This is a genomic window from Paenibacillus sp. Marseille-Q9583, from assembly GCF_976954365.1.
Window position 1 is genome coordinate 1 of sequence record NZ_CDRJTB010000060.1, and the last position, 22317, is coordinate 22317.

Annotated in this window: 19 protein-coding genes; all 19 read right to left on the bottom strand. The window is 43.0% G+C overall.

Annotated elements, in window-relative coordinates; translation table 11 throughout:
* The coding region (locus tag ACWNM1_RS22845) for a glycosyltransferase family 2 protein (RefSeq protein WP_449602782.1) at positions 1-126 on the bottom strand (126 nt) is incomplete at its 3' end.
* Between the two features lie 194 nt (positions 127-320).
* Positions 321-1157, bottom strand: a complete 837-nt coding sequence (locus ACWNM1_RS22850; RefSeq protein WP_449602756.1) for a glycosyltransferase — start codon at positions 1155-1157, stop codon at positions 321-323.
* Positions 1158-1360: 203 nt separating this feature from the next.
* The gene (locus tag ACWNM1_RS22855) at positions 1361-2167 is read right to left on the bottom strand and encodes an NAD-dependent epimerase/dehydratase family protein (RefSeq protein WP_449602757.1); all 807 of its coding nucleotides are present in this window, start codon (positions 2165-2167) and stop codon (positions 1361-1363) included.
* Between the two features lies 1 nt (position 2168).
* Positions 2169-2795 carry a sugar transferase gene (locus tag ACWNM1_RS22860; RefSeq protein WP_449602758.1) on the bottom strand — a complete coding sequence of 209 codons (627 nt, stop codon included), beginning with the start codon at positions 2793-2795 and terminating at the stop codon, positions 2169-2171.
* A gap of 96 nt (positions 2796-2891) precedes the next feature.
* A complete protein-coding gene (locus ACWNM1_RS22865; protein WP_449602759.1) occupies positions 2892-3905 on the bottom strand; it encodes a copper amine oxidase N-terminal domain-containing protein in 1014 nt (337 codons plus the stop codon).
* A 2-nt stretch (positions 3906-3907) separates the two neighbouring features.
* Positions 3908-4585 carry a hypothetical protein gene (locus ACWNM1_RS22870; protein ID WP_449602760.1) on the bottom strand — a complete coding sequence of 226 codons (678 nt, stop codon included), beginning with the start codon at positions 4583-4585 and terminating at the stop codon, positions 3908-3910.
* A 24-nt stretch (positions 4586-4609) separates the two neighbouring features.
* Positions 4610-6442 carry a polysaccharide biosynthesis protein gene (locus ACWNM1_RS22875; RefSeq protein ID WP_449602761.1) on the bottom strand — a complete coding sequence of 611 codons (1833 nt, stop codon included), beginning with the start codon at positions 6440-6442 and terminating at the stop codon, positions 4610-4612.
* 41 nt (positions 6443-6483) lie between these two features.
* On the bottom strand, positions 6484-7170 hold the full coding sequence (locus tag ACWNM1_RS22880) for a CpsD/CapB family tyrosine-protein kinase (protein ID WP_042191248.1): 687 nt from the start codon (positions 7168-7170) through the stop codon (positions 6484-6486).
* On the bottom strand, positions 7151-7930 hold the full coding sequence (locus ACWNM1_RS22885; RefSeq protein WP_449602762.1) for a YveK family protein: 780 nt from the start codon (positions 7928-7930) through the stop codon (positions 7151-7153). Before ACWNM1_RS22885 ends, ACWNM1_RS22880 begins: the two co-directional genes overlap by 20 nt.
* Before the next feature lie 125 nt (positions 7931-8055).
* Complete coding sequence (locus tag ACWNM1_RS22890) at positions 8056-10089, bottom strand: S-layer homology domain-containing protein (protein WP_449602763.1); 2034 nt, start codon at positions 10087-10089, stop codon at positions 8056-8058.
* A 137-nt stretch (positions 10090-10226) separates the two neighbouring features.
* Positions 10227-11009: a tyrosine-protein phosphatase gene (locus ACWNM1_RS22895; protein ID WP_340972545.1), complete on the bottom strand. Its 783-nt coding sequence runs from the start codon at positions 11007-11009 to the stop codon at positions 10227-10229.
* Positions 11010-11113: 104 nt separating this feature from the next.
* Positions 11114-11770 (bottom strand): ribosome biogenesis GTP-binding protein YihA/YsxC, encoded by a 657-nt coding sequence (yihA, locus tag ACWNM1_RS22900; RefSeq protein WP_449602764.1) that lies wholly within the window; start codon positions 11768-11770, stop codon positions 11114-11116.
* A 12-nt stretch (positions 11771-11782) separates the two neighbouring features.
* Complete coding sequence (gene lon / locus ACWNM1_RS22905; protein WP_449602765.1) at positions 11783-14146, bottom strand: endopeptidase La; 2364 nt, start codon at positions 14144-14146, stop codon at positions 11783-11785.
* A 291-nt stretch (positions 14147-14437) separates the two neighbouring features.
* Positions 14438-16147: an ATP-dependent protease LonB gene (gene lonB / locus ACWNM1_RS22910; RefSeq protein WP_449602766.1), complete on the bottom strand. Its 1710-nt coding sequence runs from the start codon at positions 16145-16147 to the stop codon at positions 14438-14440.
* Positions 16148-16730: 583 nt separating this feature from the next.
* The gene (locus ACWNM1_RS22915) at positions 16731-17402 is read right to left on the bottom strand and encodes a hypothetical protein (protein WP_449602767.1); all 672 of its coding nucleotides are present in this window, start codon (positions 17400-17402) and stop codon (positions 16731-16733) included.
* A 131-nt stretch (positions 17403-17533) separates the two neighbouring features.
* Positions 17534-18661, bottom strand: a complete 1128-nt coding sequence (gene ispG, locus ACWNM1_RS22920; RefSeq protein ID WP_449602768.1) for a flavodoxin-dependent (E)-4-hydroxy-3-methylbut-2-enyl-diphosphate synthase — start codon at positions 18659-18661, stop codon at positions 17534-17536.
* 109 nt (positions 18662-18770) lie between these two features.
* On the bottom strand, positions 18771-20027 hold the full coding sequence (clpX, locus tag ACWNM1_RS22925; RefSeq protein ID WP_094873530.1) for an ATP-dependent protease ATP-binding subunit ClpX: 1257 nt from the start codon (positions 20025-20027) through the stop codon (positions 18771-18773).
* 12 nt (positions 20028-20039) lie between these two features.
* Positions 20040-20630, bottom strand: coding sequence for an ATP-dependent Clp endopeptidase proteolytic subunit ClpP (gene clpP / locus ACWNM1_RS22930; protein ID WP_036685049.1), 591 nt, complete (start codon positions 20628-20630; stop codon positions 20040-20042).
* A gap of 284 nt (positions 20631-20914) precedes the next feature.
* Positions 20915-22249 (bottom strand): trigger factor, encoded by a 1335-nt coding sequence (gene tig / locus ACWNM1_RS22935; RefSeq protein WP_449602769.1) that lies wholly within the window; start codon positions 22247-22249, stop codon positions 20915-20917.
* Between the last annotated feature and the right edge of the window lie 68 nt (positions 22250-22317).

Below are 22317 nucleotides of genomic sequence, written 5' to 3' on the forward strand. Positions count from 1 at the left end.
ATCATCAGTAGAACCATCATTAACAAATATAACTTCAAAATTTGAATAAGATTGCGCACTCAAACTATTAACCAAATCATTCAAATATTCTTGGCTATTATATATAGGAACTATTACGCTTACCATACCTTTATTATTCTTCACATTGCTCTCTCCTAGATCATTTTCACAACAGTTAATGTGGGTGTTTGATTTTTTTCCATTATATGCAACTAATAGTAGAATAAGTGAAGCAATGGGCTAAAACACTTTCTCTTTTTATTTTTATCCTTCTGATTTCTGCCCTTTACCCACCCAAACGTAATGTACTTTATTTTCAATCAAGTGTTTACTCCCTTACTTCTAAGCATTTTTAAATACAAAAATTTCCTGAATCTATTAGGTATCAATATTCGAGCTACTATTCTAAGTGAATTATTGTATATGTATTCAAAAATATTGATATATTTTTTCTGTAGCATATAATCAAACAAACGTTTTTGCGTTATGAAATATTTCCATCCACCTCTCCTTAGATAGGTATCATTAGTTATCCTCATCTTCACTAGAGGCTCATCAATATTTTGAAATACAAAGCCATGCTCTATCATTCTTATCCAGAGATAATAGTCTTCATTTAATAACCAATCTTCATAACCTCCAACCTTTAAGACATCTGCCTTTTTAAACATTACAGTTGGATGATTCATTGGATTTCTATATTTCATTTGTTTCATGATCTCCGGAAAATCACTTTTCACTTCTTTGTACGCTATAACATTTCTTGAATTCCCAATAAATTCAGCAACAGCTGAACCAAGAACACTCAAGTTTGAATTTTCTTCAAATTCATACAATTGCTTTTCACACCTATTTATTTCAGATACATCATCAGTATCCATTCGAGCTACAAGCTCATTTTTGCATTCTTTCAAACCAATATTCAACGCCATTCCTAAACCAACATTTTTCTTTAATGAAACTAATTTTAATGTTTCATTATTCTCAAACTCGTTTATTACTCGTTCAAGTTCATCAGTCAATAATCCGTCTTTTACTAGCACGATTTCATCCGGCACAATACTTTGTTGTAGCATGCTTGATATACTTTCCCTAAGAAAAGTTGGATTTTCTTTATGATAAACTGACATCAATACTGAATATTTTACATTCTTCATATAATTCTCACGGCTGTAGTCATGTAATCATTGACCTCCTCATGTTTCTAGACAAATAATAAAGTATTGATGCGATAAAAATCCAAGTATTGCAACCGCTTGAAATATTATTGATATTTGTCATTTATTAATAAATTCATCTATAATCCTTCTAAATCATCTACCTTATTAACCACTTTCTTCTAAAAAACTAAAAAATTCAATCAATCTAATCTCTCGTAAACTAAATTCCCAAATATCTTTTTGAATAAATTAATTCTCCGTCCTATCATCAAAATAATCATGCCTAATAATTTAGACATAAAAATCCTCTTGCCGTTCTTTTCTGCAATATTTCTTACTAATAGGCTTGTATTTACATAGTTCTCATCCTGAGGGAAGAAAACTCCATCTGTTTCATGATCAATATATCCTTTAATAAAATCACATAATTTATCAATATGTAACATACTTCTTTGATTATCTACTATTGGAAATATAGGAGTCTTCGATGCTAAATATTCTAACTTCGCATAATTGCCAGGACAATCGGGTCCATATATTATAGGCGGCCGCAGTATAACAAGCTTTAAATTTGTTTTGGTTATTTTTTTTAATTCATATTCTGCCTTTATCTTCGTTTCACCATAATAACTTTTAGGATTAGGCTGAGTATTTTTATCTACAACTAACTGTTTCCCAATTAGACCTTCTTCTCCATAGACAGCCATAGTACTCATAAAAATGAATTGACCTACACCGGATTTTTTAGCTTTCTTAGCTATTTCGATAGGTAAATCTTTATTCACCTTAAAGTACAGCTCTCTCATTTCAGACCTTTCCTTTTGATGAACTACAGCGGCCACATGTAGCAGTACATCGTACTGCGAGAAGTCATGCTCCTTCCAAGCAGTTCCTCTGACAGATATCTCATCAACCTCGTATTGATCTGGCCATTGCTCCAGCCACTTTATAACATTTGTACCAACGTAACTACCTTTACCAGTAATTAATATCTTTCGTTTGCCCATTTTATAAGGTTACCCCTTTAGTAGAAGACACTTCCTTTTTGGTTGTTCCTTCTTTTACACCATCCGATTTCAGAACACTTAGGATCGTCATAAAAAACACTTTTATATCAAACATAAAAGAAAGACCTGCAACATACTCCCCATCAAGCCTAGCCTTAATATCAATCTCTAGCTCATCTCGACCATTAATCTGTGCCCACCCAGTCAGTCCAGGTTTGATATCATTTGCCCCGTACTTACCACGTTCAGCTATCAAATCATACTGATTCCACAACGCAGGGCGGGGTCCAACGATACTCATTTCACCTTTGAGGATATTAATAATCTGAGGTAGTTCGTCCAAGCTTGTTTTTCTTAGGAACTTACCTACTTTAGTAATAAAGAAATCCGGATCCTTCAATAGATGAGTTGGCATATCATTAGGAGTGTCCGTTCGCATGGTTCTAAATTTAAGGATGTAGAATTCCGATTTATTTTTACCTAATCGCTTTTGTTTAAATAAGATAGGGCCTTTTGAGCTTGTCTTAATCGCAATCGCAATGATCAAGAAAACCGGCCATAACACTAACATTCCGATTAAAGCCAGCAGAAAATCAATGGTTTGTTTCACGTAAACATAAGGTCTCATAAATTCACCTGATCCTTTAAGTTACTATTTTCTATCTATGTAATCTATGTACATAATCTCTATGTCAAAGACATAGAGATGATCGTGTGATCTTGTTTAGTTTTTCATTGCCTCAGCCGCATTTTTCCCTGACTGAAGCGTCGCTTCAAATTTACTTTTATACTGACTAATAATCTCCGTACTATATCCGTTACTGTTCAGTTTTTGTTCAGTGTCAGCGATTATACTGTTGAAATCAGCGGTAAATGATGCTAGCTGCTGTACACCTCTGGCTTTAATGCTCTTCTTACTTGCTTCATCTGATGCTGCAATATACTCAAATGCTATGCTCATTAATGTTGATGTACTTTGATTTTCAAGTGCAACAAGTTTAGCTTCTGCATCACTGGTGATAGATTCATAAGATACCTTTCCAGTCCCAGTCCCAGTCCCAGCACCACCTCCTGCTACACCACCTGTTGTGCCGGTTGGTGCTGGTGTCGCTACTGGAGATGGACCCTTAGCGCCACCTTGCTCTTGATACGCCTTAGAAGCAGCAGTAATGGTTTTCGACTTCTGATCCCAGCTAATGTTATGACCTACAGATTCCGATAAAAAACGTAGAGGGACATATAAGGAGCCATTCAAGATAAAGCTGGATTGTCCAGTAGGTAATGCCTTGGTAGCACCGTTAAATACATAACTTGCCTTAACTTGATTGAGTACAAGATTCTTAGATACTGCTGAAGCACTATTCCCGTTGGTTGCATTCATTAGGTACTCTTTAATCACTACCAGCTCTGAACTATTAGGCTCTGCTACAGTAACCTTAACGTTCTTAGCATCCCAGCTTACACTCTTCTGCAAGGCATACGACATAAACCGTAATGGAACATAAGTTGTATTGTTGTACATGAATACATATTGACCTGCAGGGGTCCAAATACTCACTCCATCAAAAATCATATTCACGTTCATACTTTGTACTTTGACCGTAGTTGTTGCCGTCTTAGTTGTTGCACTAGGTACCGCCGCTGCTGATACGGAAATAGGCGCGGATGCCGTTAAGGGTGCTAACCCTATTGAAGCTATTAACGATAGAGCTATGACTGGTAGCGTTGCTTTAGACATACTTATTCACTTCCCTTTTCTTTCGCTTTTGATTGTTCCTCTTTAAGGACTTGATCACGTGTCTTCCCTTGACTCACGCCATATTTCTTAGCAACCTGTGAAAGCTCATTGTATTGTTCTTCGGAAACCTTACCGAGGATGATACTGCGTGCTTCCCGCTTCTCGTCAATAGTTAAGCCACCTTTGGCCAAATCCTTTAACCTATTAATATCGGATACACTTAGTTGACCGAGCACAATAGCGGCTACATCTGCCTTATCCTTCATCGTTACATTCTCTTGAATTTCTTTAGCTTTATCTGTTGAAACCTGTGCCGTATATCCATCTGAAGAGCCATCTTTCGAATCTGTTGATGGTGTTTTCGTAGGTTCACTAGTAGTAGAAGCTGTTGTATCTTTTCCAGATTCCACAGTATCTTTGCTTCCCATATCATCTGTTGATGGAGCAGGTGTTGCAGACGCTTCAGAATCGACTTTATCATCCACTACTGTATCTTCAGGTGTAGTTCCTTGATCTTGACCACCATTAACTTGATCCTCAGACTCCAGATCAAAACCATCTGCCATTGAATTCATCAGCTTATCCACAGCATAATTAGCAGCGAACAGACCACCTACACCCAGAACTACAATGATTGACAGCGTCCATAAAAGGATCTTTTTCCATCGTTTGTTGAACATTTAAGTATCCCCTTTATGAATAAATTAGCTGATAGCAACTTGGGCAACGGGCTGCATCGGCACAATCTGATTGATTATTTCGCGAATAACTTCAGGTTCTTCAGCGAGAACACGTTCCAAACGTTTGAATTCCAGTTCTAGCTGATTCAGACTTATCACATTAGGTCTACCGATAAAGATTCTCCCATGATCTGTAGAACCTAAATTCTCTTCATCTGTTAACAGTTCTTCATATAACTTCTCGCCCTCACGAATACCGGAGAACTGAATATCAATATCCCTATAAGGTTCATAACCTGAGAGAGTAATCAAATCTTCCGCTAACGTTAGAATCTTTACGGGTTCTCCCATATCCAGAATGAACACTTCGCCACCTTTGGCAAAAGAACCCGACTGGATTACAAGCTGAACAGCTTCTGGAATCGTCATAAAATAACGGACCATTTCTGGATGAGTAACAGTAACCGGACCACCAGCAGCAATCTGCTCTTTAAAGGCCGGGATTACACTTCCACGACTGCCAAGCACGTTCCCAAAACGCACGGCTGAGAACTTTGTTCTACTTGTGGTATGTAGACTTTGTACATACATTTCAGCAATACGCTTAGTTGCACCCATCACACTCGTTGGGTTAACCGCTTTATCCGAAGAAATCATTACAAATCTCTCCGCACCATATTTATCTGCACAATCCGCAACATTCCTTGTTCCGAAGACGTTATTCTTAATGGCTTCGGAAGGGTTCCGCTCCATCAATGGGACGTGTTTATGTGCTGCCGCATGAAAGACAACATGTGGCTTATGGCTGCTGAATATGTCCATCATCCGATTGCGGTCCTGTACATCCGCAATCACGGTAACAATATTCAGATCAGGAAACTTCTTACGAAGCTCCATTTCAATCATATAAATGCTGTTCTCTCCGTGTCCAAGTAACATTAGCTTATCGGGACCAAATGGGGCAATCTGCCGACAGAGCTCTGAACCAATAGATCCACCAGCCCCCGTAACTAACACAGTCTTGTGGTGGACATACCCTAGGATACTGTTCAAATCCGCTATAATCGGCTCACGGCCTAGCAAATCTTCAACGCTAACATCTCGCAGTTTCTTCACTGATATTTTTCCCGCGATCAGATCGTTAAGTGCTGGTATAATCTTTAGCTTAGCACCTGTCTTCTTTGCAAGATTGATAATTTCAGAGATTTCAGTTCGTGAAACGGAAGGCATGGCGATAATAATCTCATGAATTTCCCGTTCTTTCACAATAGCGGGAATCGCGTAACGATTGCCTAACACTGGCACACCCAGTATAGACATATGATATTTATTGATACTATCATCAATGAAACCTACTAGCTTGGTATGAGCAAAAGAAGGTCCCATCATTTCCCGAGCAATTAATATTCCACAATCGCCTGCACCTACAATTAGTGTATGGGTCTTAGTGTCTTTGTAATTGATTCGATCATTATGAAGTACTCTCCACAAAAATCGAACTCCACCTACTAATAAAAGAATAGTCTCCATCGACCGAACTTCTATGGCAAGAGGTACTCTATCCGGCAAAATTAGATAAGCCAGTGCAAATGAAAATAAAGACCCTACTACAATAGCTTTAGAAACCGATATAATCTCACCGATACTGGCATATTGCCACATTCTTCGGTAAAGACCGAAGTATATCAGGCTTCCACCGAATGCAAATGTTGCAATCAAACCAAATTGCAGCATCTGTACAACGTATTCCTGAAGAGCATGGTTAGGGTACCGAAACAAATAAGATGTCACAATACTGAACCAAATGATCGCAAGATCAATGAAGAATAAAAGAATCACTCTAGATTTCGCTGTCATTTTCAGTGCCTCCAAAAACAACATTATTGTTAAAGAACAAATCAATTTCCATAGTAGTAGTAATAGTAACCTTCGCTGGCTTTACGTTTTACATTATTGAGAACCACGCCAAGCATTTTCGCACCTACACGATCAAGGTTAGCTTTAGCTTTTACAGCAATATCGCGTTTCACCTTGCCATAGCTGACAACCATAATGACACCATCACTCTTGGAAGCCATGATCTGCGCATCTGTAACCGCCAATAACGGTGGAGTATCAATAAGAATGACATCATAACGCTGGCGCAAGTCTTGCAAAAGAGTACTCATCCGATTAGAAGCCATCATTTCTGCTGGGTTCGGAGGAATCGGTCCTGAGGTCATAATGGAAAGATTGGAAACACCAGAATCTTGGACAGTATCCTCAAGAACCGCCTGCTGCGACAGTAGTGAAGATAGCCCAAATCGGTTACTAAGCGAAAAAGTCTTATGTGCTGTCGGTTTCCGCAAATCACCGTCAATCAACAATACCTTCTTATCTGCCTGTGCGTAAGCCGCAGCTAAATTAGCAGAAACAGTTGATTTACCTTCCTCCGGTCCGGACGAAGTTACCATTATTACTTGAATAGTCTCATCTACAGAGGAAAAATCAATATTCGTGCGTAGCGCGCGAAACGCTTCAGATACAGGGGAGCGAGGGTTCGTAACGGTAATCAGATGTCTTTGTTTATTTGGCAGCTGTGACATGTTCGAGTTCGCCCGCCTTTCTGGATGTTTGCGTCTGTGCCTGTGTTGCGCCTTGTTTGTTTTCTTCTGAACCCAATCTTGTAATCATAGCAATCGTTGGTAGACCAAGATATTTCTCAATATCGGCTTCAGTCTTCAGCGTATCATCCATATATTCCAGCAGGAAAGCAATCCCTAAACCAATCATCAAGGAAACAATGAAAGCTATAGCCATATTCATTAAGACATTCGGTTCTACGGGTCCTGGTTCGTTAAGTGGATTCACTTTGGCCTCATTCAGAATCGATACGTTCTCCACGTTAAATAGGTTAGGAATCTCATCCTTGAATACAAGTGAAATGGCATTCACGATTTCAGCGGCTCGCTGATACGAATTATCTCGAACGACAAGTGTCATCACCTGCGTATTATTGACGGAGCTCACATTAACCTTCTTCAACAGCTCTTCTGCAGTAATATTGAACTGCGGATAATCTCTCGTAACAATATCAAGGATGGCCGGAGTCTTAATAATTTCCTTATACGTATTAATCAATTGAATATTAGTATTAATCTGGTTCAAATCAAGCTGCGCTGCTGCCGATTGAGTCGGAGTCTGGTTAACAATAATCTTAGTGGATGCTTCATACACCGGATTCTTAATATACAGACTGTACACACCAGCAACACCGCACACCAAAACAACTATGCTAACAATCAGCCATAGTCTCTTCCTGACGATCTGAAAATAATCGCGAAGATCCAATTCTTGTGATGACAAGTGTAATTACCTCCAAGCTATTTCTGAAATATTTCGTTACTATATTACAGCACTTCCCTATTGGCAAAAAATTGCCTCCTCTCACCTACATGAGAGGAGGCTGTATACTATACTTTTTTATTTACTTACTTGAAGTTAATGGTACGGTAGATAATTACTGCTGCTTCAGCACGAGTTGCTGTATCGTTCGGGTTGAACTTACCAGCATTTCCGATAACCAAGTTATGATCTGCTGCGAATGCTACGCCATCTCTCAAAGATGCGCTGATCTTAGCAGCATCGGAGAATTGGCTGATTGCCGTTACATTCGTTGTTGCAGCCGGATTGATAGATTTCACTGCACGAGAGATCATTGTTGCCATCTCTGCACGTGTGATGGTTGCATTAGGATCGAACTTAGCCGCACTGCGTCCAGTAATGATTCCTTTTTCTGCTGCAACTGCTACATACGGTGCATACCAAGCCGTTGAACTTACATCGCTAAAGCTTTGTATAGCTGAATTGTTCTCTAGGTTAAGCGCACGAATCAGCATTTTAGCGAACTCTGCACGAGTTACATTGCTCTTCGGTGCGAATTTACCTTCGCCTACGCCTTCAATCGCACCTTTTGCAGCTACGACTTGAATTTGTCTGCCAGCCCATGCTTGTACACTAGCAATATCCGTAAAGTTTACTTTATTCTCAAGTACGGCATAGGAAGAGAAGGTATCACGCGGTTCTACGATGAACTCTCCGGAAAGTACACCACCTTGGAATTGCAGGCTACCGTATACAAGCTTCGCTACGGACAGTAATTCTTTATCAAGACCATCAGTATTCTTAAGCGGAAGTTTGATGGTGATTGGTTGTTTGAATGTGCTTGTTGCTACACCATCCACACTAAGTCCGAACTCGTATACATCCGAAGCCAATTTCAATTTTGTAACGGAAGTTACCACTTCTGGTTTAGCAGTTGTTACAGTCAATGCGATTGCTGTGCTGAACTGACTCACTGGAATTGTTACGGTTACGCCATTAAAGGTTACTGCGATATTCGCAATACCATTAGTCTTAGCTGCTTCAACAATAGCTTTGGACAATGGAACTTCAACAGTAGGCGCAGTGATTGTACCAAGATTCAATGTCAGCGTAAGGGCAGTTCCTTCTTTGCCGGCAGCTTTAGCTGCAGCAGCAAGATTAGCCAATGCATTGATTGTATCGGTATCTACCAATTTCACAGTTGCTTTACCATCTACTACTTGTACCAGTTTAGATACATCATAAGTAGCTGCAGCTGCCAATTTCTGATCTACAGTTAGTGGTTTCGTTGTAAAATCTGAACCGGAGTTGGAAGATCCAGGCGTGCTAGGATCAGTTGGTTTAGTAGGTGTAGTTGGTTTCAGATACGCGTTATAGTAAGCTTTCGCCAGAACTAAAGCGGCTGCTTTTTCATTGGTAAGTCTGGATTCAACATTATTCTTGGTTGCCGCAATCATATCTTTAGTAATCTTAAGATTTGCAAGAGACGCTCTCAAGGAATAGTTGGCGGTACCAATGGTGCTGTCGAGAACAATAGTCTTCACTTGATTTGCCAATTCACTATTCGGATGAATAATAAGGTCTGCCAGATCTGATTCTGATTTTCCTTTTAGCAAGTTAATTAGCTTCTGTTCAACGCCGTTTGAACCAAAGATAAAGCTATAAACTTCTTCAACCGAAAGATCTGTAACACCAGCTTGTTTACCGATTTCCTTCAGTAGCGCTTGATAAGCCTCATACTTAGGGGACTTCAGAATATCAGTAACTGCCGATAAATCCGGAGTATAGATAGACGATACTACTTCTAAGTAGAGATCAAACAATGTAGTTTTTTCTGCATCGCTAAGCTTAAGTTGAGCCAAAACAGGTGCGAAATCTTTTTCCAGTTGTTCACGTGAAAGACTTTGAAGCTCAGTACGGAAATCACGAAGCGTCTGCTTATCAGCATCAGTAAGCGTGCTGTAAAGCTTCGTTGCGCGCTCCTTCAAGCTTGCAAAATCCACGCTAGTTGCAGCGGATGCTGTTCCAACGATTCCAAACTGAGCTGCTAATCCTTTGCTGCTAAGCGGAAGTCCTGCTACTGCAACCGCTGCCATGCTAACTGCCAATGTTGATACTACTAGTTTCTTTTTCAAAGTCACTAAATATCCACCTCTTTATATGTATTTAAATTCCTTTTGTTACTATAGTCCTAGACTATTTCACCTTATGTCTGCACTATTACGTATATCAACGATTCACCCAATAAAACCCATTCTACCACTATTAGGTAGATTAGTCAGCCCTTTCGGGAAAAAATGCCAAACAATTTGTGTCGATTCCCCCTTTTTTGTACGTGATTACCACGAATAACCTCTCCATTTGCCACAATTTGCTGAGAGTTCTCGCGCATATAGTCGCGCATCCCAGGACCTAATTCTTTCTCTAAAACCACATAAGCAGCATTTAATCCAAAAGGACGGTGAACACTGTCATGTGCATCAGAGGCCAACACATGTACTGCATTTCTACGACATAACTCCAGGGATAGCTTCTGAAGTTTATTCCCGAAGACGCCTGCAAGACTTTGTGCGGTTACCTGACCGAGTGATCCCAGTTCTATCAATCTTTCTAACTTAGAAGGATCGGCAGCTACTTCAGCATTACGCTCCGGATGGGCGATGACCGGAACGAACCCTTGAATGATCAACTCGTGACAGATTTCTTCCATGTTGCGTGGGACTCGTGAAGAAGGCATTTCTAGCAAAATATACCGCGAGTCTGCAAGACTTAGCAGTTGCCCCCGCTCCAGATCATCCAGTAAATCTCCGTACACTCTGATTTCCTGACCTGGAAGAACAAGCAGTGGATTGCCATGCTGACGAAGTTTCTCATTCATCAGATCCACTGCTTCTCTTATACTAGCGGAGTTATTCATATATTGACCGTTGGCGTGATGTGGTGTGGCAATGACGGATGTAATCCCGTCCCTATAGGCGTCTTGCGCCATGGCGAGAGCGGATTCCCAATCAGTAGCTCCGTCATCCATAAAGGGTAAGATGTGGCAATGGATATCTTTCATATGTTATCTATCGGTCCCTTCACATAGAAAATTTAGTTTTACCCACAAAAAAATACAACCATTCCCAAATGGAATGGTTGCTTGATTGTAAATGAGTTCTTGTCTTATGCTTCAGTAGGTTCCTCTTGTTGAGGTTCATTTCCATCTATTTCAGCATCTTCAGAATCTGGAGAGGAGAGAACATACCCATCAATCAATCCCCAAAGTTCTTCTTTACCAAGGCCAATCTCTGAAGAGAATGGAATGAAATTATCCCCTGGCAGCACGCCAAGCTCCTGCTTCATGATCTTGATATGCTTTTGCCAGCGAGTCTTCGGAATCTTATCTGCCTTAGTCGCTACTACACACATAGGAAGATCATAATGCTTCAACCAGTCGAACATCATCTTATCATTGCTGGTCGGCGGATGACGCAGATCCACGATGAGCAGAACAAGCTTCAACGTATCGCGCTCAGATAGATATTTTTCCACCATCTTGCCCCATGTTGCACGTTGCGTCTTCGACACTTTAGCATATCCGTAACCTGGAAAGTCAACAAAATACATGGTGTCTTCATTGATACGGTAATAGTTCATATGCTGGGTCTTACCTGGAGTGGAGCTTGTCCGAGCCAGATTCTTGCGGTTAATCATTCGGTTAATGAGGGATGACTTCCCTACATTGGAGCGCCCTGCCAGAGCAACCTCTGGCAAAGCATCATCAGGGTATTGATCAGGTCCAACGGCACTGATTATAAATTCGGCAATATTAACTTTCATAGGACTTCCTTTCTAATGCACACTACTCGGTGGCTCACTGCTAATTTCATTATGATGCTCAACTAACGCATGATGCAAGACCTGATCCATGTTAGATACTGGTATGAACTCCACATCATTGCGTACGCTCTCTGGAATTTCTTTCAGGTCACGTTCATTGTCTTTGGGAAGAAGGATCTTTTTATATCCAGCACGGTGTGCAGCTAAAGACTTTTCTTTCAGTCCACCGATCGGCAATACACGTCCACGCAGGGTGATCTCACCGGTCATGGCCACGTCCTTCGAAACATAACGCTTCGTAAGTGCGGAGATCAATGCGGTAGCAATCGTAATCCCTGCAGACGGGCCATCCTTCGGAATCGCACCTTCAGGAATGTGGATATGAATATCAATCTTCTCATAAAAATCGGGCTGGAGCCCCAGCTCCTCCGCCTTCGAACGTGTATAACTGAAAGCGGCCTGCGCCGACTCCTTCATTACATCGCCCAGTTGTCCAGTAAGTGTCAGCTTGCCCGTTCCCTGCACAACAGTCACTTCGATCAGCAGCGTATCGCCACCAACCTCAGTCCAGGCCAGTCCAGTTACTGTGCCAATCTGATCTTCAAGCTCCGCCATACCGTAACGGTATTTCGATGCACCTAAGTAATCCTTGATGTCATCCGGCAGAATGACTACACTCTCTTTTTCCTTGGACACAATCTGTTTCGCAGCTTTGCGGCATAACGCTGCAATCTGCTGCTCCAAATTACGCACACCGGATTCACGAGTATATTCGCGCACGATACGCAATAAACTGTCGTCTTCGATGATCAGTTGATCTTCTGCAAGACCATGGTTCTTCTTCTGCTTCGGCAATAGATAACGGCTACCGATCTGCAATTTCTCCAGTTCCGTATAACCCGGAATAAATAACATTTCCATCCGATCAAGCAGCGGACGCGGAATGTTATGCACTACATTCGCTGTTGTAACAAACATAACGTTTGATAAATCAAATGGTAACTCTACGAAATGGTCACTGAACGTATTGTTCTGTTCTGGGTCCAATACCTCAAGCAATGCTGAAGACGGGTCGCCACGGAAATCTGCAGCCATTTTATCAATCTCATCTAGCAGGATAACCGGATTAATCGTTCCCGCCGTCTTCATCCCTTGAATGATTCGGCCCGGCATCGCACCTACATAAGTCCGGCGATGACCACGGATCTCCGCTTCATCACGCACACCGCCAAGCGAAATGCGAACGAACTTACGATTAAGTGAACGGGCGATGGAACGAGCGAGTGAGGTTTTGCCCACACCTGGAGGCCCTACAAGACATAGGATCGGACCTTTTAGCTTCTTCACCAACTGCTGAACAGCTAAATATTCCAATACCCGTTCCTTTGGTTTTTCCAAACCGTAGTGGTCCTCATCAAGTACCTGTTCTGCCTTCTTGATGTCAAGGTCATCTTCTGTCTGTTCATTCCAAGGAAGACCCAACAGCCAATCCACATAATTGCGAATTACGCCACCTTCCGCTGAGCTCACCGGCATTTTTTCCAGACGATCGATTTCCTTCTCCATCTTCTCTTTCACGCGTTCAGGCAAATTCTTCTCTTCCATTAGATTCCGCAGCTCTTCCGCTTCTCCCACCCGACCTTCCTTCTCGCCGAGTTCTTTCTGGATCGCTTTCATTTGCTCACGCAAATAATATTCCTTCTGCGTCTTCTCCATCTGCTTCTTCACACGTTGATTGATCTTGCGTTCAAGCTCCAGCACTTCACGCTCATTATTAAGAATATCAAGAAGCTTCTCTAGCCGTTTACTGACATCAATCGTCTCTAGAATTTCTTGCTTATCCTTAATCTTCAGCGATAAATGGCTCGTAATGACATCCGCAAGACGACCAGGCTCCTCAATATCGGATACAGCAGCCAGTGTCTCTGGTGTCACTTTTTTGGATAACGTTATATAGTGTTCGAACTGATTAAGTACTGTACGCATCAGCGCGTCACACTCTTGATTGCCATCTTCCTCTTCTGGTAGCTCGCGCGCCATAACCTCATAATACTCATCATTATCGATATAATTAATAATTTCGGCTCGTTCTACACCCTCAACCAGTACACGAATCGTACCGTTTGGCAGCTTCAGCATTTGCCGCACATTCGCGACAGTACCGACCCGAAAAATATCGTCCTGACCAGGCTCTTCAATATTCACTTCCGACTGTGAACACAGAAGAATTAAATTATCTTCAACCATAGCTTTTTCTAGTGCCCGAACTGACTTCTCACGGCCCACATCCAAGTGAAGAACCATGCTTGGGTACACAAGAAGACCTCTTAGCGGTAATAAAGGAAAACGACGACCTTTTGTTTTATTTGTCATCATCGCTTTCGCACCTCCCATGGCTCTCAATTAATCTCATATGAATTCATTCTAACAAAAGCAGCCCCAAAACACCAACAAAGTACTTGCAATTTAAGAATAAACAACCTTATTATCCTTAAAAATCGGCAACGTTTCTCAAAGAAATGTAAGGATTATAGAAAGTGTGAATCTATATTTTAAAAAAGGAAGCAGCAGACACGCCTGCGGCTCCCTTTATTTTACAGTGGCAAGTCACGATTTACTTATCGAAACCATAACACCCTAGCTTACATTTTAGGTGATAATTTAAGTTCAACCCTTTGCAGACTCTCCAGCGGCATCAGCCTTCAGAAGTGAAGGTGCTGCTGAGAATAGCTCTCCAGCTACTGCCGGAAGCCTTACATCTGCTGTATCGGCGCCAAACAGATGACGGAATACTTCTTCCACCGTTTCCATTGGAATGACGCGTAGTGGGGCGAGGTCAGCGAATAGGGACTGCCAGTTTTCTTTTGGAATAAGCACCGTAGTAGCTCCTGCCTGAAAAGCAGCCTCCACCTTCGCAATTACACCACCCACAGGCTTCACACGCCCATGTATGCCTATCTCACCAGTGATCGCTACGGTATTATCCACGGGAAGACCACGAATGGCGGAGACGATAGCAACTGCCATCGCAACCCCTGCTGAGGGTCCGTCAATGGGTGTTCCACCTGGAAAGTTCACATGCAGATCATAACGGTCTGGCTCCAGATTCATGGTACGCAGTACGGTCAATACGTTCTCAACGGAGCCTTTAGCCATACTCTTTCTCCGAATCGTGCGAGAACCTCCACCGATCTCTTCCTCATCTACTACTCCGGTTACGTTCAGTCTACCTTGACCGTTCTGCGCAGGTGCTGCGGATACTTCGATCTCGAGCAAGGTGCCCATTCCCGGTCCATACACTGCAAGTCCGTTAACCAATCCAATCTGCGGCGCCGAAGGAATCTTGCGCTCTGTTCGAAGTGGAAGCTGGCTACTGCCTGCCACCCATTCAACATCAGCAGCATTTAGCGTATCTCTCTGCTCCGTCAGCGCTAATCCAGCTGCGAGCTGAATCATATTGACTGCCTCCCGGCCATTTGTTGCATATTGCTGCACAACAGTGACTGCTTCAGGGCTTGGCTTCAGTCCGATCTTCTGTATCGCGTCACACGCGATGACCGCAATCTCATCCGGCAATAGCGGACGGAAATAAATCTCCATACAGCGTGAACGCAGCGCGGGAGAAATCTCATCCGGGGATCGCGTAGTCGCGCCTACTAACCGGAAATCAGCGGGTAAGCCATTTTGAAAAATATCATGAATATAAGCCGGAGTATTATTGTCCTCCGAATTATAATACGCGCTCTCTAGCAGAACCTTCCGGTCCTCCAGCACCTTTAGCAGCTTATTCATCTGAATGGGGTGAAGCTCACCGATCTCATCCAAAAAAAGAATCCCGCCATGCGCCTTCGTCACCGCTCCTGGCTTTGGCTGCGGCACACCTGCCACGCCCATGGCTCCGGCGCCCTGATAAATAGGATCATGCACCGATCCGATTAACGGGTCGGCAATACCACGCTCATCAAAACGAGCGGTCGTCGCATCAATTTCAGTGAATTTGGCGTCACTTTTAAAAGGGGAAAGGGCATTTTTTTTCGCCTCTTCCATGACCACGCGCGCCGCTGCAGTCTTACCGACTCCTGGCGGACCATAAATAATCACATGCTGCGGATTAGCGCTACATAGTGCGGCCTTCAGGGCGCGGAGCCCATCTTTTTGCCCAACAATATCTCCAATAGAAGCCGGCCTAGTTTTCTCCGACAATGGTTTGGTTAGTGAAATCATACGCATTTTCCGTAGTTTATCCAGTTCCTTACGCGACTCTCGGTCTACCGCCGTCTTGTTTGTCTTCTGACCCCGCAGCAGATTCCAAAAGTATACGCCGATAACCAGCGCGAAAAAGAGCTGCACGATCATCACAACTATACTTAATTCCATAGGTCATCCTCCTGTTTCGTTCAGTCTACCTTTCCACCTTTGGCTACTATTAGGTAGTATAGCCGTTTCGGTAATTAGTAAACGCACAATTGAGGATTTGTTGAATTGTTGGTGTAGGACAGTCGGTGGAGTCCTGAGATTTAGTAACAAACTTGTTTGAATGGGGGAAGTAACTTGATTAGTCTGGGTTCCTCGGTAACGGAAATTATCTTAATACAATGAACTCACTAGGTACGCAAAGTAACCTTGTTGAAATATTTCGGTAAATATCTATTCATTTGCTCAGTTATGACCCAATTAGTAAGAACTATAGGGAAAACCTCCCTATAGTTTGAGAAGGGCGATCCCAATGAGGGGCTCATAGGGAATTCCTCCCTATAATTCGTTGGTTTTACGTACAAACAGCTACTTTTAGCGAATTTATAGGGAGGTTTTCCGTATAATCTCACTTTTCGAGCAAAATCGGTCTATTTATAGGGAGATTTCCCCTATAACAGGCATACAATCATAGTTACTTTTAAAGTGCAGCTCTTTCTCACAATACACTCATCCCTAACCACTCCCCTTAACTTATGCTAATCAATCAATCCCAGTAAAATAAGACATCCCGAGCTAACTCATAACCTACATTTCTAACGCCATTTACCCTTTTTACGGCTTTCAGCCAGCCTTTCTCGCATAATCTCATAAGCATCAATCGTACCGTTATAGGATCTAGCGCGAAATAATCTGCTATATCTTTAAGTCGAACTACACCCGCTTTTCCAACTATATATCGGATAATTTCTTTCTCCATGAGAGTTGCTCCACCACTCGGTGCACTTACAATTTGGTAACGGCTTAGCACCACACGCAGCAGTGTAATGCATAGCTCAGGACGCTGTTCCACATCGTCATAGGCAAATGAAATTACTTGGTAACCTATTCCGTACAGAAACGTCTCACGATTTAGCTCATTACAATACTTCAGCCTGTCCATGTCCCTCACATGCGCTGCATACCCTTTGATCTCGAACAAGAGCTTGATAGGCCCCGACAAAAAAGCATAATCCGCGAAATAAGATCGTCCGCGCCAATCCAGCACCTCATACTCCGGATGTAGAGCATTGAAGTCCCCACGAAGCGGCCACCATATATTCTGCAAGAACAATTCTTCGGCATGACGATGCCCTCTCTCCAATCTACCCCGCCTCTCACCTGTCCTGCTTGTTAAATGCTGCTCAATAAACGCTTCATGTGCTTGTTCATAGTTCATTCGATGTTCCCCCTGATTAATTTATTCCACGCAAAAAAACGCCCCGTTCCCACCACCGGATATCCCGAGGTGTAACAGGGCGTTCTTCGCCACTTATTATGAATTGAATCATTAATTCGTAAAAGACCAAATTACTTTGATTGCACCGGAGGTGCAAGATTAGCGTGAGCACGCCCTGGAATTTCACCAGTTTCCTCATACGCTACAACAATCGCATCGATTTCCTTCTTCAGCTCGTTCACGAGTTCCGCTTCAGGCACCTTACGAATCATCTGACCGTAACGGAACAACAAACCTTCCCCACGGGCACCAGCAATACCAATATCCGCTTCACGCGCCTCACCAGGACCATTAACGGCGCAGCCGAGCACGGATACTTTAATAGGCACCTTAAGCTTCGAAATGTACTCTTCCACCTCATTAGCGATGGAGAAGAGATCTATATCAAGTCGTCCGCAAGTCGGACAAGAAATGAGTGTAGCTGCATTAGAGATCAGACCGAAGGTCTTCAGCAGCTCGCGTGCCACCTTAATTTCTTCCACTGGATCAGCGCTAAGCGAGATACGCAGGGTGCTGCCGATGCCCATAGAGAGCAGTGCACCGATACCCGCGGAGCTTTTTACAGTACCGGCAAACAAGGTGCCGGATTCTGTAATCCCAAGGTGCAGCGGATAAGGAATAACTTCCGCAGCCTGACGGTAAGCTTCGATGGCCATTGGCACATCGGATGCTTTTAAGGAAACGATAATGTCGTGGAAATCCAGCTCTTCCAGAATCCCAATATGGTACAGTGCACTTTCTACCATAGCTTCTGGAGTCGGATATCCGTATTTCTCCAAGAGATGATTCTCTAAAGATCCGGCGTTTACACCAATCCGAATCGGAATTCCTTTTTCTTTACACGCTTTAACTACTGCTTCTACCTTCTCCCGACGACCGATGTTACCCGGATTAATCCGTACTTTATCGATGCCGTTCTCAATAGCCATCAGCGCCAGCTTATAGTTAAAATGAATATCCGCTACGAGTGGGATATGAATCTGCTTCTTGATCTCCTTAATCGCGGCGGCTGCCTCTTCATTGTTGACAGTAACGCGTACCAGTTGGCAGCCTGCTTCCTCAAGCCGTAAAATTTCGGCTACAGTAGCCTCCACATCAGCTGTTTTGGTTGTACACATGCTTTGAATCGCAACCTCGTTGTTTCCCCCAATAATGAGCCCGCCAACATTGACAGGACGGGTTTGGTGTCTCAAGAACATGATTTTTCTCCCCCATAACGCCAAAGCTCCACCCCTTCGCAACCGCTAGTGAAGCGGGATAAGCGGAAGAAAGGTGGAGACAGTGACATGTATTGTTAAGGTAAGCGACTTACGCGCTTTCCTCTTTCTTTTTGTCTTTCTTAAGGTTCAATTCAGGCAAAGCCTTCTCTTGAACGACCTGCTCCGTGATCACACAATCCTTAATATCATCGCGTGAAGGAACTTCATACATCACATCAAGCATGATGCTCTCAATAATCGCGCGCAGTCCACGGGCTCCCGTATTGCGTTTGATCGCTTCCTTGGCAATTGCTTCGAGTGCCAACGGTTCGAACTTCAGCGCTACGTTATCCATTTCCAGCAGCTTGATATATTGTTTTGTGAGTGCATTCTTAGGCTCGGAAAGGATACGCACCAGCGTATTCTCATCAAGCGGCTCCAAAGTCGAGATAACTGGCAGACGGCCTACAAATTCAGGGATTAGTCCGAATTTGAGCAAGTCTTCAGGCAATACCATCGACAAATATTCGCCAGGCCCCAGATCCTTTTGTCCTTCAACCGCTGCGTTGAAGCCAATGACTTTTTTACCGATACGGCGTTTAATCATTTGCTCCAGACCGTCAAAAGCACCACCTACGATGAACAAGATGTTCGTCGTATCAATTTGAATAAACTCCTGATGAGGATGCTTACGTCCACCTTGTGGAGGTACAGAAGCAACTGTTCCTTCCAGAATCTTCAAAAGTGCCTGCTGTACACCTTCACCAGATACGTCACGAGTAATGGACGGGTTCTCGGATTTACGTGCCACTTTATCAATCTCATCAATATAGATAATGCCGCGTTCGGCTTTCTCCACATCATAATCTGCCGCTTGAATCAGCTTAAGCAGAATGTTCTCAACATCCTCGCCGACATAACCAGCTTCCGTTAGGGAAGTAGCATCAGCAATCGCAAATGGAACGTTGATAATCTTCGCCATCGTCTGTGCGAGCAAAGTTTTACCCGAACCGGTTGGACCAAGCAAAAGAATATTACTCTTCGTCAGTTCAACATCTTCGATTTTGCTTTGGCTGTTCACACGCTTATAGTGATTGTAAACTGCAACAGACAGCGATTTCTTCGCTTGCTCTTGACCGATTACATATTGATCCAAAATATCGCGGATTTCCTTTGGTTTCGGAATATCCTTCAGATCAAGCTCTTCCTCATGACCGAGCTCTTCTTCCACGATTTCCGTGCAAAGCTCGATACATTCGTCACATATATAAACGCCCGGTCCTGCTACAAGCTTACGAACCTGCTCTTGTGATTTGCCGCAAAAAGAACATTTCAATTGCCCTTTTTCATCATTAAATTTAAACATCTAACCACCCCTTTAAGATTTCATCGGTGAAGAAAGAACCTGGTCAATAAGCCCATATTCCTTGGCTTCTTCCGCGCTCATGAAGTTATCGCGGTCTGTGTCCCGTTCGATTTTTTCAAGGGGCTGACCTGTGCGATCTACATAAATTTGATTCAACTTCTGTTTCGTCTTGAGGATCCAATCGGTATGAATCCAAATGTCGGACGCTTGACCTTGAACACCACCGAGCGGTTGATGAATCATAACTTCGCTGTTAGTCAGCGCGTATCTTTTGCCCGGAGCCCCAGCTGTTAAAAGGAGCGATCCCATGCTTGCCGCCATCCCTACACAAATGGTTGAAACATCCGGTTTGATATATTGCATCGTATCGTATATACCCATGCCGGCTGTTACTGAACCACCGGGTGAGTTGAGGTACAAGTGAATGTCCTTCTCGGGATCATCTGCTGCAAGGAACAGCAGTTGAGCAATAACCAGATTGGCGACATCATCGTCAATCGCACTGCTTAAGAAAATAATGCGATCCTTGAGCAATCTGGAATAGATATCGTATGAACGTTCCCCACGACTTGTTGATTCCACAACCATTGGTACCAGACTCATGCCACCAACCTCTTTTCTCTATACAGATTAGTCTTATCGTTTCAAAAATATTTTAACACGTTCACGGCCCGATGTCATTTTTTCACTACAGCAGACCTGTCCACTGCTTGTGATAGTGACGTCATCACGCCAATTTCCTTAATACCATACGCTCATACGGATACCTATGTAATCACATATATCTGTGCCCGAGGATAAAAATAAGGCACGTAACGAAACTTACGTGCCTTATCATATCTGTATGGAGGCCGATTGCTCGGCCGTTCTAGGTAGTTTAAAAAATCTTACTCAGCTTTAGCGTCTTCAGCAGCTGGTGCTTCTTCTACTGCTTCAACTTCTACACTATTGCTAACAAGGAAATCAATGGTTTTGCGCAAAGAAAGTTCTTCGCTCAAGCTGCCCAGTGAACCGTTAGCTGCCAAGATGCTGCGAATTTCTTCAGGAGTACGTTTGTAAGCTTCAGCCATAGTAGCCAACTCTTCGTTAACTTCTTCTTCGGAAACTTCAATGTTCTCTTGTTTAGCGATAACTTCCAGTACCAGGTTGTTGCGAACGCGTTTTTCAGCATCGCCTTTCATTTGGTTCTGCAAGTCTTCACGAGTTTGACCCGAGAAGCTCAGGAACATATCCATGTTCATGCCTTGTTGACGAAGACGAGTGTCGAAGTCACGAACCATGTTCTCAACTTCGCTGTTGATCATTGCTTCAGGAATCTCAACTTCAGCGTTTGCTGCTGCTTTATCAACAACTGCGTTCTCACGAAGGCCTTTCAGTTCATCCTGTTTACGGGATTCGAGCTGAGTTTTCAGATCTGCTTTGTACTCTTCCAAAGTTTCGAATTCACTTACATCTTTAGCGAACTCATCATCAAGTGCAGGAAGTTGTTTGCGTTTGATTTCGTGCAGTTTCACTTTGAATACTGCTTTCTTACCCGCAAGGTTCTCTGCATGGTATTCTTCAGGGAAAGTAACTTCAACATCTTTGAAATCTCCAGTGGACATTCCCACTACTTGCTCTTCAAATCCAGGAATGAAGGAGTTGCTACCAAGTTCAAGAGAATGACGCTCAGCTTTTCCGCCTTCGAACGGTACGTCATCAACATATCCGTCAAAATCGATCACAGCGATGTCGCCGTTAGCTGCTGCTTCTTCTTCAACTACTACGAGTTCAGCATGACGCTCTTGCAGACGAGCAAGCTCAGCGCTCAGCTCTTCTTCAGTCACTTCAGCTTTTTGTACTGGAACTTCCAGACCTTTATAATCGCCGAGTTTCACTTCAGGTTTAACCGTGATCTTCGCTTTGAAGATAAAGGATTGACCTTTAGCAAATTGCTCAATATCAACTTCAGGACGGTCTACAGGGAAGATGTCAGTTTGTTCAACTGCTTCACCGTAAGCCTCAGGAAGAAGAATGTCGATTGCATCTTGGTACAAGCTTTCTACACCAAAACGGGATTCAAAGATCGGACGTGGCACTTTACCTTTACGGAAGCCTGGTACGTTAGCTTTCTTAACGACTTTGTTAAAAGCTTTATCAAGTGCTGCTGCAACGCGTTCTGCGTCAACTTCTACTTCAAGAACTCCAAGGTTCTTCTCTATTTTTTCCCATGTTGCTTTCATATTATACTTTTCCCTCCAAAATATAGGTTCACAAGTTTACTTCAAAAAATGATTACAATCCACGCACA

What these genes read in the sequence shown, in the direction of transcription:
- ACWNM1_RS22850 (WP_449602756.1), bottom strand. Translation starts at nt 1,157, where the DNA reads ATGAAGAATGTAAAATATTCAGTATTGATGTCAGTTTATCATAAAGAA.
- ACWNM1_RS22855 (WP_449602757.1), bottom strand. Translation starts at nt 2,167, where the DNA reads ATGGGCAAACGAAAGATATTAATTACTGGTAAAGGTAGTTACGTTGGT.
- ACWNM1_RS22860 (WP_449602758.1), bottom strand. Translation starts at nt 2,795, where the DNA reads ATGAGACCTTATGTTTACGTGAAACAAACCATTGATTTTCTGCTGGCT.
- ACWNM1_RS22865 (WP_449602759.1), bottom strand. Translation starts at nt 3,905, where the DNA reads ATGTCTAAAGCAACGCTACCAGTCATAGCTCTATCGTTAATAGCTTCA.
- ACWNM1_RS22870 (WP_449602760.1), bottom strand. Translation starts at nt 4,585, where the DNA reads ATGTTCAACAAACGATGGAAAAAGATCCTTTTATGGACGCTGTCAATC.
- ACWNM1_RS22875 (WP_449602761.1), bottom strand. Translation starts at nt 6,442, where the DNA reads ATGACAGCGAAATCTAGAGTGATTCTTTTATTCTTCATTGATCTTGCG.
- ACWNM1_RS22880 (WP_042191248.1), bottom strand. Translation starts at nt 7,170, where the DNA reads ATGTCACAGCTGCCAAATAAACAAAGACATCTGATTACCGTTACGAAC.
- ACWNM1_RS22895 (WP_340972545.1), bottom strand. Translation starts at nt 11,009, where the DNA reads ATGAAAGATATCCATTGCCACATCTTACCCTTTATGGATGACGGAGCT.
- yihA (WP_449602764.1), bottom strand. Translation starts at nt 11,770, where the DNA reads ATGAAAGTTAATATTGCCGAATTTATAATCAGTGCCGTTGGACCTGAT.
- lon (WP_449602765.1), bottom strand. Translation starts at nt 14,146, where the DNA reads ATGATGACAAATAAAACAAAAGGTCGTCGTTTTCCTTTATTACCGCTA.
- lonB (WP_449602766.1), bottom strand. Translation starts at nt 16,147, where the DNA reads ATGGAATTAAGTATAGTTGTGATGATCGTGCAGCTCTTTTTCGCGCTG.
- ACWNM1_RS22915 (WP_449602767.1), bottom strand. Translation starts at nt 17,402, where the DNA reads ATGAACTATGAACAAGCACATGAAGCGTTTATTGAGCAGCATTTAACA.
- ispG (WP_449602768.1), bottom strand. Translation starts at nt 18,661, where the DNA reads ATGTTCTTGAGACACCAAACCCGTCCTGTCAATGTTGGCGGGCTCATT.
- clpX (WP_094873530.1), bottom strand. Translation starts at nt 20,027, where the DNA reads ATGTTTAAATTTAATGATGAAAAAGGGCAATTGAAATGTTCTTTTTGC.
- clpP (WP_036685049.1), bottom strand. Translation starts at nt 20,630, where the DNA reads ATGAGTCTGGTACCAATGGTTGTGGAATCAACAAGTCGTGGGGAACGT.
- tig (WP_449602769.1), bottom strand. Translation starts at nt 22,249, where the DNA reads ATGAAAGCAACATGGGAAAAAATAGAGAAGAACCTTGGAGTTCTTGAA.